Source organism: Nocardia farcinica (assembly GCF_029867845.1).
GTDB lineage: Bacteria > Actinomycetota > Actinomycetes > Mycobacteriales > Mycobacteriaceae > Nocardia > Nocardia farcinica_A.
Genome location: NZ_JARWRU010001262.1, coordinates 1 through 12,153, shown reverse-complemented (window position 1 = coordinate 12,153; position 12,153 = coordinate 1). Strand labels below are relative to the sequence as shown.

At 69.4% G+C, this 12,153-nt stretch carries 9 protein-coding genes; 2 read left to right on the top strand and 7 right to left on the bottom strand.

Annotated elements, in window-relative coordinates:
* Positions 1-26: 26 nt before the first annotated feature.
* The 6 genes from QH283_RS28300 to QH283_RS28275 form a co-directional block, all read right to left on the bottom strand.
* Positions 27-743, bottom strand: coding sequence for a metal-dependent hydrolase (locus QH283_RS28300; protein WP_280505985.1), 717 nt, complete (start codon positions 741-743; stop codon positions 27-29).
* A gap of 124 nt (positions 744-867) precedes the next feature.
* A complete protein-coding gene (gene katG / locus QH283_RS28295) occupies positions 868-3,087 on the bottom strand; it encodes a catalase/peroxidase HPI (RefSeq protein WP_280505984.1) in 2,220 nt (739 codons plus the stop codon).
* A 41-nt stretch (positions 3,088-3,128) separates the two neighbouring features.
* Positions 3,129-3,572 (bottom strand): Fur family transcriptional regulator, encoded by a 444-nt coding sequence (locus QH283_RS28290; RefSeq protein WP_280505983.1) that lies wholly within the window; start codon positions 3,570-3,572, stop codon positions 3,129-3,131.
* 192 nt (positions 3,573-3,764) lie between these two features.
* Complete coding sequence (gene helR / locus QH283_RS28285) at positions 3,765-5,948, bottom strand: RNA polymerase recycling motor ATPase HelR (protein WP_432420799.1); 2,184 nt, start codon at positions 5,946-5,948, stop codon at positions 3,765-3,767.
* Positions 5,949-6,068: 120 nt separating this feature from the next.
* Complete coding sequence (locus QH283_RS28280; protein ID WP_280505981.1) at positions 6,069-6,866, bottom strand: MFS transporter; 798 nt, start codon at positions 6,864-6,866, stop codon at positions 6,069-6,071.
* Positions 6,867-6,868: 2 nt separating this feature from the next.
* Positions 6,869-7,384 carry a lipocalin family protein gene (locus QH283_RS28275; protein ID WP_280505980.1) on the bottom strand — a complete coding sequence of 172 codons (516 nt, stop codon included), beginning with the start codon at positions 7,382-7,384 and terminating at the stop codon, positions 6,869-6,871.
* Positions 7,385-7,609: 225 nt separating this feature from the next.
* Between QH283_RS28275 and QH283_RS28270 the strand changes: the two genes are divergently transcribed.
* Both QH283_RS28270 and QH283_RS28265 read left to right on the top strand, forming a co-directional pair.
* Positions 7,610-8,311 (top strand): hypothetical protein, encoded by a 702-nt coding sequence (locus QH283_RS28270; RefSeq protein WP_280505979.1) that lies wholly within the window; start codon positions 7,610-7,612, stop codon positions 8,309-8,311.
* 859 nt (positions 8,312-9,170) lie between these two features.
* Positions 9,171-11,381 (top strand): molybdopterin oxidoreductase family protein, encoded by a 2,211-nt coding sequence (locus QH283_RS28265; RefSeq protein ID WP_280505978.1) that lies wholly within the window; start codon positions 9,171-9,173, stop codon positions 11,379-11,381.
* A gap of 24 nt (positions 11,382-11,405) precedes the next feature.
* On the opposite strand, the gene QH283_RS28260 is transcribed toward QH283_RS28265, so the two are convergent.
* Positions 11,406-11,954 carry a TetR/AcrR family transcriptional regulator gene (locus QH283_RS28260; RefSeq protein ID WP_280505977.1) on the bottom strand — a complete coding sequence of 183 codons (549 nt, stop codon included), beginning with the start codon at positions 11,952-11,954 and terminating at the stop codon, positions 11,406-11,408.
* Positions 11,955-12,153 lie beyond the last annotated feature (199 nt).

The following is a 12,153-nucleotide window of genomic DNA, read 5'->3' as shown; positions in this document are numbered from 1 at the left end:
CCCCCCCCCCACCGCTGGTGCCGGAGTCAGGGGTTGACGTTGAAGACGTACCAGAGGACCACCATGGTGGCCACGCCGAACATCGGTGCGATGATCCAGGTCTCGACCTTGTTGCCGGTGCGTTCGATGATCGGGACGCTGGTGCGCCACTTGCCCGGCCACAGCAGGGGGCAGCCGCGATCGGTGAGGCAGTCGCCGAGGATGTGGGCGAGGGAGCCCAGGGCCACACAGAAGGGGAGCCAGGCGGGTTTGTCGCTGATCCAGTGGTCCATGGCGAAGGTGCCGAAGGCGGCGAGGGCGGCGACGGTGCCCCAGCTGCGGATGCTGTCGCCGGGCGGGCACAGGTGCAGCGCCTTGACGGCGAGGGCGAGCAGGAAGAAGACGAGGGCGAGGGTGAAATAGCGGCCGATGTAGGTCATTCCGGCCCAGGTGACGATGCCGGAGACGGCGACGAACAGCAGGGAGTGGGTGCCCTGGCGGTGTCCGCCGGAGAGTTTGGAGATGAGTTTGCAGGCGTAGTGGGTGAGTGGCCCGAGCACTCGGGAGATGGTGCCTTTCGGGTGGTCCGCGTCGGGCAGCAGTGCCGCGCCCGCGGTGAGGAAGACGCCGAGGAGCACGTCGGCGGGGCCGAGACGGGCGTCGGTGTCCAGCATCTCCGGGAAGGTCATGACCGCTAGTGGCAGCGTCGCCGCTGCCGCCGACCAGGCGAACGCGCCGCTGGTCGCGTGTGAATGTCCGAGCACCGGTTCGAGATTAGCCGACTTCAAGATCATCTATCGCCGACCGTGGCGCACCGCCGGGGCCTGGACGCACGGCGCCCCGTGAACCTGCTGGTCCACGGGGCGCCGTGCGGTCGGTGACCGGGTGTCAGCGGATGTCGAACCGGTCGAGGTTCATGACCTTGTCCCACGCGGCGACGAAGTCGCGCACGAACTTCTCCTTGGCGTCGTCGGTGGCGTACACCTCGGCCAGGGAGCGCAGCACCGAGTTCGAGGCGAACACGAGGTCGACGCGGGTGCCGGTCCACTTCACCTCGCCGCCGACCTTGGCCACGTAGGTGCCGTCGTCGTTGCCGGAGGGCGCCCACTCGGTGTTCAGGTCGAGCAGGTTGACGAAGAAGTCGTTGGACAGCACACCGGGGGTGTCGGTGAGCACGCCCAGCGGCGAGTTGAGGTAGTTGGCGTCCAGCGCGCGCAGACCGCCGACGAGCACGGTCATCTCCGGCGCGCTGAGGGTGAGCAGGTTGGCCTTGTCGACCAGCAGGTACTCGGCGGGCAGCTGTGAGGCCTTGCCGAGGTAGTTGCGGAAGCCGTCGGCCTTGGGCTCGAGCGCGGCGAAGGACTCGGTGTCGGTCCACTCCTGGGTCGCATCGGTGCGGCCGGGGGTGAAAGGCACCTCGATGGCGACGCCCGCCGCCTCGGCGGCCCGCTCGACGGCGGCGACGCCACCGAGAACGACCAGGTCGGCGAAGGAGACCTTCTTGCCGCCGGTCTGGGCGGCGTTGAACTGCTCCTGCACGCCTTCCAGGGCGCGGATGACGCGGGCCAGCTCGTCGGGTTCGTTGACCTCCCAGCCGAGCTGGGGCTGCAGGCGGATGCGGCCACCGTTGGCGCCGCCACGCTTGTCGCTGCCTCGGAAGGAGGCGGCCGCGGCCCAGGCGGTCTTGACCAGCTGCTGGGTGGTCAGGCCGGTGGCGAGGATCTGGCTCTTGAGCGCGGCGATGTCGGCCGCGTCGATCAGGTCGTGGTCGACGGCCGGGACCGGGTCCTGCCACAGCAGCTGCTCGGTCGGCACCTCGGGGCCGAGGTAGCGCGAGACGGGGCCCATGTCGCGGTGGGTGAGCTTGAACCAGGCGCGCGCGAAGGCGTCGGCGAACTCGTCCGGGTTGTCCTTGAACCGGCGCGAGATGGCCTCGAACTCGGGGTCGAAGCGCAGGGACAGGTCGGTGGTGAGCATCGTCGGCAGCTTCTTCTTCGACGGATCGAAGGCGTCCGGGATGATCGGCTCGGCGTCCTTGGCCACCCACTGGTGCGCGCCGGCGGGGCTCTTGGTGAGTTCCCACTCGTAGCCGAAGAGGATTTCGAAGAAGTCGTTGGTCCACTGGGTGGGCTTGGTGGTCCAGGTGACCTCGAGGCCGCTGGTGATGGCGTCGGGGCCCTTGCCGCTGCCGAAGGAGCTCTTCCAGCCGAGGCCGGTCTGCTCGAGCGGGGCGGCTTCGGGTTCGGGTCCGACGAGGCTGGCGTCGCCTGCGCCGTGGGTCTTGCCGAAGGTGTGGCCGCCGGCGATGAGGGCGACGGTCTCCTCGTGCGTCATGGCCATGCGGCCGAAGGTTTCCTTGATGTCGACCGCGGCGGCGATGGGGTCGGGATTGCCGTTGGGGCCTTCGGGGTTGACGTAGATCAGGCCCATCTGGACGGCGCCGAGGGGGTTCTCGAGGTTGCGTTCGCCGGTGTAGCGCTGGTCGCCGAGCCATTCGGCCTCCGGGCCCCAGTAGACGGCCTCGTCGGGCTCCCAGACGTCCTCGCGGCCGCCGGCGAAGCCGAAGGTCTTGAAGCCCATGGTCTCGAGGGCGACGTTGCCTGTGAGGATGAGCAGGTCGGCCCAGGAGATGGACTGGCCGTACTTCTTCTTGACCGGCCACAGCAGGCGGCGGGCCTTGTCGAGGTTGGCGTTGTCGGGCCAGCTGTTGAGCGGGGCGAAGCGCTGCTGGCCGCTGCCCGCGCCGCCGCGTCCGTCGTGGATGCGGTAGGTGCCCGCGGAATGCCAGGCCATGCGGATCATCAGGGGGCCGTAGTTGCCGAAGTCGGCGGGCCACCAGTCCTGGGAGGTGGTGAGGACTTCGGCGATGTCGCGCTTGACGGCGGCCAGGTCGAGGGCCTCGAAGGCGGCCTTGTAGTCGAAGTCGCTGCCGAGCGGGTTGCCCTCGGCGGGGTTCTGGGCGAGGACCTTCAGGTTGAGCTGCTCGGGCCACCATTCATGGTTGCCACCACCCTGCAGCGGGTGCCGCAGGCGTCCCGTGGCGACGGGGCAGCCGCTCTCGGTGGGCTCCGTGTTGGCCTCGGCAATGGGCGGATGTTCCACAGACACGGCATTTCCTTTCAGGGAGAAGCAGGTGAGCGGGGGTGTGCTCACTTCGGTGGTGCAGACAACTGGGCTTTGGAGCAGGCGGGGCACTGGCCCCAGTAGATGACCTCTGCCTCGTCGACGACGAAACCGTGGTCGGTGGCGGCGTCGAGGCAGGGTGCCTCGCCGACCGCGCAGTCGACGTCGACGATCACGCCGCAGCCGCGGCAGACGAGGTGGTGATGGTTGTCGCCGACGCGGGTCTCGTAGCGGGCGACCGAGCCCATGGGCTGGATGCGTCGCAGCAGTCCCGCGGCGGTGAGCGCGCGCAGGACGTCGTAGACGGCTTGGTGGGAGACCGCTCCGACGCTTTCGCGCACCCGCCCGAGGATCGAGTCCGTGTCCGAGTGCGGATGCTGGTGCACCACGCTCAGCACGGCGAGCCGCTGCGCGGTGACCCGGAGGTCGGCGTTGCGCAGCATGCGCTCGAAGTCGGGGAGGCTGGACACATTCAGAAACTTTACACATTCAAGTTTAGGTGTGCCAGTCCCACCGCGGAACTGATCGAGAAAAGCGGCGCCGGGACGGTCGCCAGCGCGTGGACCTGCGAAGACCGGTACGACACGAACCGCCCGCACTGCGGCGAGCATGCCACAGTGCGGGCGCGCGAGAGGCCGATTCCGGCGAACTCGGGACGTGTGTCAGTGCCCGGAGAGGACGACCAGCTGCCGCGTCGCGCGCGTCATCGCCACATACCGGTCCACCGCGCCCGCCACCCCCGGACCGAAGGAATCCGGCTCGACCAGCACCACCAGATCGAACTCCAGCCCCTTGGCCAGCTCCGGCCGAAGCGAACGCACCCGCGGCCGCGCCGCGAACCCCGGCGCGCCGATCACGCACACGGTGCCCTCGGTGTGCTCGGCCAGCCACGCGTCGACCACCGACGCCAACTCGGGAACCGTGCCGTAGCTCACCGGAATCCCGCTGCGCCGCACCGAACTCGGCACGTTCGCGTCCGGCAGCGCCGCCCGGATGACCGGCTCGGCCGCGGCCATGACCTCCTCGGGGGTGCGGTAGTTGATGCTCAGCGAAGCCTGCCGTACGCGCCCGAGCCCCACCCGCTCCAGCCGCTGCCGCCAGGACTCGGCGAACCCGCGTCTGGCCTGCGCGCGATCGCCGACGACGGTGAAGCTGCCGGACGGGCAACGCTGGGTCAGCATCAGCCAGTCCGCGTCGGTGAGCTCCTGGGCCTCGTCCACGATGATGTGCGCGAACGGCCCGGCCAGCGGATCGGACTTCGCCGTCGGCAGCGCGGCCTCGTCCACCAGGATCTCGTGCAGGTCCTGGTGCAGCAGTTGGGTCATCAGGCCCTCGCCGTCGGCGTAGGTGTCGGAGGCGATGAGATCCTCGATCACGCTCGACATGCGTTCCCGCTCGGCCCGCGCCGTCGCCGCCTGCCGACGCGCCAGCACGGCCGCCTTCGGGTCGCCGAGGCGGCGGCGCGCCATGTCGAGCAGCGGCAGATCGGCGGTCGTCCACCGCGCCGGTTCGGCACGCTGTAACTTGCGCACCTGTTCGGGGCTCAGCCAGGGCGCGCAGCGACGCAGATAGGCCGGCACCGACCACAGGTCGGCCACCAGGTCCGCCGCCTCGACGAGCGTCCACGCGTTGTCGAGGGCGGCGCGCAGTTCGTCGTTGCGGCGCAACGAGTTCCGCACCTGCTCGATGGTGGCGTCGTCGCCGTGCTTGTCGGCCAGGATGGTCAGCAGCAGCTCCCAGATCTGTTCACGGGCCTCGTTGTGCGGGGTGCCCGGTTCGGCGGCGCCGAACGCCTCGGCCCAGTCGGCGGCGGTGAGCCTGATGTCGGCCCAGTCGGTGGCCACGATCATGGTGTCGCGGGGCGGCTGCTCGTAGAAGGCCACGGCCGCCTCGATCGCCTCGGCCATGCGCGCCGAGGTCTTCAACTCGGCCACCTCGGGGTCGTCCTCGGCGACGGCGGTGGCGCCTTCGGGGACCAGGTCGCGCAGCGTGCACAGCTGCACGCTCTCCTCACCGAGGCTGGGCAGCACGTCGGAGACGTAGGCCAGGTAGGGCTCGTGCGGGCCGACGAACAGTACCCGGTGCCGCAGCGAGGGGTCGGAGTAGAGCAGGTAGGCGGCGCGGTGCAGGGCGACGACGGTCTTGCCGGTGCCGGGGCCGCCGTCGACGACGAGCGCGCCTCGGGAGCCGGCGCGGATGATGGCGTCCTGGTCGGCTTGGATGGTGCCGAGCACGTCGCGCATGCGCGGGGAGCGGTTGGCGCCGAGTTCGGCGATGAAGGCGGACTGGTCGTCGAGGGCGGCGTGGCCTGCCATCCCGTCGGGGGTGAACACCTCGTCCCAGTAGTCGCTGACGCGTCCGGCCGACCAGCGGTAGCGGCGGCGGCGGAGCAGGCCCATGGGGTCGGCGTGGGTGGCGCCGAAGAACGGTTCGGCGGCGGGGGAGCGCCAGTCCACCAGCAGGTGCTCGCCCGCGTCGTCGAGCAGGCCGAGTCGGCCGATGTAGATCGGCTCGTCGCTGTCCTCGGGGAGCATGTGACCCAGGCACAGGTCGAGACCGAAGCGGCGCAGCGAGCGCAGGCGTTCGTTGATGCGGTGGATCTCGGCGTCGCGTTCGACGGCTTCCTGTCCGGGGCGGGCGTGTGCCCTGCTGATCTCCTCGAGACGGCGGGTGTGGGCGGCGATGGTTCGTTCGAGGGTGGCGGCGATGGTGGCGAAGTGCTGTTCGTCGACGCCGATCAGGGTCGGGTCGGCTTTGTGGGCGAGGTGGCCGGGGAGTGCGAACGCGCTGGTGGTCGGTGACGGCACGGGCAAGTCGGGACCTCTGTTTCCGCAGGTGGATGGCATGAGCGGTCCATTGTGCGGGACACCCCGGGTCTTGCCGCAAGACCCGGGGTGCGCTATAGATTGAGAGTGGGAGAGACCGTCGGTCCTCCCGAATTCCTTACATCCGGGTGGTCTGTTTCCTTACATCCGGGTGGGCTGTGGACATCCGGGTGGGCTGTGGTGCCTGCCGCGTGCGAACCACCACGCTGCCGATACGCCGGCGATGCCGAGCACGCACACCACCACGACGGCGGTCGTCTCGCCCCAGCCGGTGACCAGGATGCCGATCAGCGCCCACACCTGCCCGATCGGGTAGAGAGGGAGGGCGTGGCCGTAGCGGGCGGTGACGGCGATGCCGAAGCACGCGCCGAGGACGAGGACGACCAGCTGCCACCACAGCACGGCCGGGTCGCCGAAGCTGCCGCCGATCTCGGCCGCCCAGTTCTGGAAGACCGCCGCCGACGCCCACGCGGCGTAGAGCCCGACGGTGGCGCGGACCAGGCCGCTCAGCCAGCCGGGGGTGGACTCGTCGCGGGAGCTCGCGGTCAGTCGCACGGCGTCGATGAGGGCGACGGTCATGACGGTCAGGATGATCGGGGTGATCCATTCGACCTGTGCCGCCGACCCGGCGATCCACGCGCATGCGCCCAGGAAGGCCACAAGTAGCGCTGTCAGCAGATGGTCGGGCCGGGCGGTGCCGGTGCGCCGCTGCCACAGCACGCAGGCGGCGGTGGCGATGGACAGGGCGTAGATGACGCCCCAGATGGAGAAGGTGTAGCCGGCGGGGGTGATGAACAGGTCGGTGGTGGCCTCGTCGGGGGAGGCGCCGCCGCTCCAGCGGGCGATCACGGGGGCGATTGCCTGGCCGATCGCGGCCAGCAGCGTGAGCCAGGCCAGGGGAGCGGTGGCGCGCATTCGGATGCTTTCGGTGTCAAGCATCGTCAGGCGAGCATCTCGTCGGTCACGCGCTGACCGGTCTGTACCGGCTCGATCCAGTCGGTCAGGTCGAAGCCCTGCCGTCGGGCCTCGTCGAGGAAGGCGGTCTTCGTCGCGTCGTCCACCTCGGGGCGTCGCGCCAGGAACCACAGGTTCTTGTGGTCCGGGGTGCCGACCAGGGCGTGGTCGTATTCCTGGTCGATCTTCAACACCCAGTAGTCGCCCTCGGTGAACGGGATCCAGCGCAGTCCGGCGGGCAGGAAGCTCACCTTCAACTGGGCGGGTTCACCCTCCACCGGTGTCGCCCGGCCCACCGACTGGGTCGGCTTGCCCTCGGCGTCGATGCACCGATTGTCCACACGGATCGTGCCGTCGTCTTCGAGGGAGTACTGCGCTATCACCTCCCGCGCGTCGTCGTCCTCGTACTTCAGCGGCAACCGTCCGATCTCGTACCACAGGCCCAGGTACCAGGCGAGATCCAGTTCGGGTAGGGATCGGACGGCAGTCTGCTGGTCGGTCATGACGTGTGCTCCCTCGGTCGGGCCGATATGTGGTGTGCCCTGTTCCAGTACCCGCAACCGGTGCGTTCACGCCGAGGGGGCCGAACGTCACCCATAGCTCGGTGATATTTGTCCGATGGTGCGGGGTGCTCTTGAATAGGCGGTCCGGGAGGGGAGTGCGGCGACGGGCGACACCGTGGCGGGCCACCCACCGCCGCATCGGGGTTCCGGCGCCAGGGAGGTTTCATGTCCGAGCCGACGCGATCACCGTACGATCCCTACGACTCCCACGATCCGCACGCCGAGCCGTATCCGGCTTCCGCTTCCTACGCCGTGCCCTATCCCAGGTCGTATTTCGACGATCCGTACGAGCCCTACGAGGCGAGCGCATACTCCGACGATCGGTACGGCGATCGGTACCACGGCGATCAGTACTACGACGATCAGTACTACGGCGAACAGGACGGGGGACACGGGTACGTGCAGCAGCCGCTGTACGAGGCGCCGGACGACTTGCACGGGGTGCCGGACGACCACCGGGAGCCGCCGCCGCGGGACACGGCCGCGGACCCCGACCCGGACCCGGTGCGGATGCCGCGCAGTGTCCGTGCGGCCCAGATCATCGCCTGGGTGGCGGGTGGGATCGGGATCGCCGTCATCGCCGCCGTCGCGGTGCTGACGGGCGACCCGGAACGATTGGGAGCGGCGGTGGCCGGTTCCGCCGTCCAGCTCGTCCTCGGCGCATGCGCGTTCGCGTTCGCCGCGGGCAGGGGCGGGCTGCGAACGATGGTGATCGCGCTGGCCATCCTGGAGGCGTTCTGCGGGTTCGGGAGCATGGGGGCGATGCAGCCGCCCGGGCTGCTCGGCATGGTGGTGGGGATCGTGCTGTTGTGCCTGATGCTCGGCAGGTCGGCCACGGAGTGGTTCAACCGGCCACGCGGGGTGTAGGCGCGCACGCCGGGTGGGAGGGGGCGTTGGGTGGCGGGGAGTGCCCGCTACGGCGTTTACTTGACATAATGTAGATTATCGGCGCGACAACGGGATCGGCGGAAGGGGTTGGATCACCGTGCGCGCGTTCGTGATTCGGTGGTTCACGACGCCTCGGCGTCACCGCGGCGTTGGCTGGTTCGGGCCACGCCCCGCGATGTGCTTGCCTGTGGGTGTTATGCGGCGGATCGGCACATGGTCGGCTCGGGCGGCGTGTCGCCCTTCGGGGCGTGTCGCACCCCGTTGTCTGCCGGAAATTTTCCGGTCGCGGGTATGGGCGTCGGCGGCGGCCCGCTCGGCGTCGTCTGCGCATCGGGTTGTCCCACTCCCCTCGGCTCCCCCGGGCCACCCTCCTAAACGTCACGTGACGTAAATGGCCCTGGTGAGAGTAGCCGGGGTCGATCCGGGATCCGACGGAAGCCTCGGGTGAGCCGGGCACATCTCGTGTCCGGGGCGCCGCCTGTGTCACCTGCGGGGTCACCGCGCGCTAATTCAGGGCCGGTCGGCGGTGCCGGTGTTCAGCAGGCAGGAGGTGGATGGCCCGGCCACCACTGGATGCCCGAGAAGGGCTTGTCCGCGCAGAGCGGGGTGATCGGGCTCGGGTGGTGAGGGGTTTTCCGCGCATGATCATCCCTTGTGAAATGCTATTGATTCAGTGTTGGGCAGCGTAGTGGGCGAGGTGGGGAGCGAGCGCGATCGGCTGCCCCCGCTTTCCGGGGCGCGGATGAGCAATTGATACAGGAAAGCCGAAAGTCTCTCGGTGATGACCGGTTCCGGCGGTAGCCTGAGCGCAGGACCGTGGAAGGTGGCGCAAACGATCATGAGCACCGAAACCATCGCTCGCCAGTGCACCCTGTGCGAGGCGCACTGCGGCATCCTGGTCACCGTCGAGGGCGATCAGGTGACGCGGATCGAGGGCAACCCCGACGACGTGCTGTCCCAGGGCTACATCTGCCCCAAGGCCACCGCCATGGCGGGCCTGCACCACGACCCCGATCGGCTGCGTACCCCGGTCAAACGGGTGAACGGCGAATTCGTGCCGATCAGCTGGGACGAGGCGTTCGCCGAGGCGGGGCGGCGACTGCGCGCGATCCGCGCCGAACACGGTCCGCACGCCGTCGCCATGTATCTGGGCAATCCCGCCGCGCACAGTTCCTCGGTGCTCTACGGCGTGCTGCTGCGGATGGCGCTGCTGACGCGCAACTTCTTCACCGCCTCTTCCATGGACCAGTTCCCGCAGGAGTACGCCGCCTGGCAGATGTACGGCTCGAACCTGCTCATGCCCGTCGCCGACATCGACCGCACCGACCGGCTGGTCGTGCTGGGCGCCAACCCGGCGGTGTCCAACGGGTCGGTGACCACCATGCCCGGCGCCAAGAAGCGGATCAAGGCCGTGCGCGAGCGCGGCGGGACGGTGGTGGTGATCGACCCCCGGCGCACCGAGACCGCGCGCCTGGCCGACGAGCACGTGGCCGTCGCCCCGGGCGGGGACGTGTATCTGCTGCTGGCGATGCTGCACGTGCTGGTCGCCGAGAAGTTGTGCGACGAGCGTGAGGTGCGCCGCCGGTGTGCGGGCTGGGACGCGCTGCGCGGTCTGGTGGCGGAGGTGACGCCGGAGTCGATGGCAGGGCCCGCCGGTGTGGACGCCGAGACGATCCGGCGGCTGGCGCGCGAGCACGCGGCGGCGCGCTCGGCGGTGCTGTACGCGCGGGTCGGGGTGTGTCAGCAGGTGACGGGGACGTTGACGCACTGGCTGGTGAACACGATCAACGCGGTGACCGGGAATCTGGATCGGCCGGGCGGGCAGATGTATGCCACTCCCCCGGTCGATCCGCTGCCGTTCGCGAAGTTCCTCGGCGTCGGGCACGGTGCGTGGACCGACCGGAGCGGGGTGTTCAAGTCGTTCCGCGGTGAGCTGCCGGTGGCGGCGCTGGCCTCGGAGATCCTCACCGAGGGGCCGGAGCGGGTGCGGGCGATGGTCACCTATGCCGGGAATCCGGTGCTGTCCACCGCGCAGGGCGGTCGGTTGACGCCTGCGCTGGAGTCGCTGGATTTTCATGTGGCGGTGGACATGTACGTCACCGAGACCAGCAGGCACGCCGACATCATTCTGCCGCCGATCTCCCAGCTCGAGCGTGACGATCTGAGCATCCTGTTCCCGGTGTTCAGTGTGCGCAACAATGTGCGTTTCGACGCGCGGGTGTTCGAGCCCGCCGCGGACGGGTTGGAGGACTGGCAGATCCTGGCGCGGCTGGTCACCGAGATCCTGCCGTTGCCGGTGCGTCCGGTGACCGGGCGGGTGGTGAACGCGCTGTTCGGGCTTGCGTCGCCGCTGCGGTTGACGGCGCTGGCGATGGCGGCGGGTCCGTACGGTGTGTTGCGGCGTGGTCGTCAGGGGGTGACGGTGGCGAAGGTCCGGCGCGCGTCCGGTGGGATCGATCTGGGTCCGTTGCGGCCGCGGTTGCGGTCGGTCATCGCGACCAGGGACCGCAAGGTGCATGTGGCTCCGGGTGAATTCGTGCGGGCGGCACGGGAACTGGTGGCCGAGGCGGCGGCCGGGCGGGCGTTGACCGTGGCGCCGGAGGGGTTCGATCTGAAGTTGATCGGGCGTCGTCACCTGCGCAGCAACAATTCCTGGCTGCACAATCTGCCGTCGATGGTCAAGGGGCGGGTGCGGTGCACGGCGTTGATGAACCCCGAGGACGCCGCGGCGCGCGGGTTGTCCGATGGTGATCTGGTGGAGGTGACTTCGGGGACCGGGTCGATCGTGGTGGCCCTGGAGGTCGGTGACGAGATCCGCCGTGGCACAGTGGCGGTGCCGCACGGGTGGGGGCATCGAGAGCCGGGGGTCGGCTGGTCGGTGGCGGCGTCGCTGCCGGGGGCGAATGCGAATCTGTTGCCGGATCCGTCGCTGGTCGACCCGTTTTCGGGGGCCTCGGCGGTGAACAACACGTGGGTGCGGGTCACCGCGGCGCGGGTGGACGAGCAGGTGGAGCCGGGCGCGCGGGTGGCGGCGGGTAATCCGGTGTAGTCCCGCCGCCGGTGGTGTGTTCGGTCAGCGGCGGCCGTGGGAGTAGATGAGCCGCTTGTATTGGGTGAGCAGGTCGTCGAGGGAGGTGCCGTCGCCGCCGGTGGCGATCTGCTGGTAGCCGACGAGCATGGCCATGCCGAGTTCGGTGACGGCGGTGGCGGTGCGTTCGTCTTCGACGACGCCGCGCACGGCTTTGTGGACGGTGCGGCGGCGGGATTCGTCGACGCGCTTGAGGGCGAGGTTGACCGATTCGTCGTTGCCCGCCCAGGCGCGGATGGCCGCTTCGGCGGCGTGGTGCAGGCCGAGGGCGAGGTCGGCCATGGCGGTGACGTCGTCGTCGGGGTTGCCCTGGTTGAAGTTGCGTTCGCGCAGTTGCAGGATCTGGCGGTTCTCCCAGTGCTCGAGCAGGGCGTCGACGAATCCCTGCCAGCTGCCGAAGTGGTGGTAGAACGAGCCGCTGGTGACGCCGAGCCGCCTGCAGAGCACTCCGATGTTGAGCCCTTTGAAGCCGAACTCGGCCAGCACCTCGAGAGCGGCGTGGAAGTACTGCTCCTTGGTGACGACTCGTGACATGCGGGCACCGTTCTGTCGATGCGGACGGGGAGGAGGGAGAGCAGGAAGGAGGCTACCGTATCGGCGCGTCCGGCGGTCGTGAATCCTGCACCGCGCGTGCGCAACACCCCACGCGTCGGCCCCCGTTCATTTCGGAGCGAATGCTATGTTACTCTTCGGTTAATGCCACGAACCCGTGTGCAAGACCCCGAAGTCGTGG

Coding starts and splice junctions, on each gene's coding strand:
- QH283_RS28265 (WP_280505978.1), top strand. CDS start 9,171: ATGAGCACCGAAACCATCGCTCGCCAGTGCACCCTGTGCGAGGCGCAC.
- QH283_RS28260 (WP_280505977.1), bottom strand. CDS start 11,954: ATGTCACGAGTCGTCACCAAGGAGCAGTACTTCCACGCCGCTCTCGAG.
- QH283_RS28275 (WP_280505980.1), bottom strand. CDS start 7,384: ATGACCGACCAGCAGACTGCCGTCCGATCCCTACCCGAACTGGATCTC.
- QH283_RS28280 (WP_280505981.1), bottom strand. CDS start 6,866: ATGCTTGACACCGAAAGCATCCGAATGCGCGCCACCGCTCCCCTGGCC.
- helR (WP_432420799.1), bottom strand. CDS start 5,948: ATGCCATCCACCTGCGGAAACAGAGGTCCCGACTTGCCCGTGCCGTCA.
- QH283_RS28270 (WP_280505979.1), top strand. CDS start 7,610: ATGTCCGAGCCGACGCGATCACCGTACGATCCCTACGACTCCCACGAT.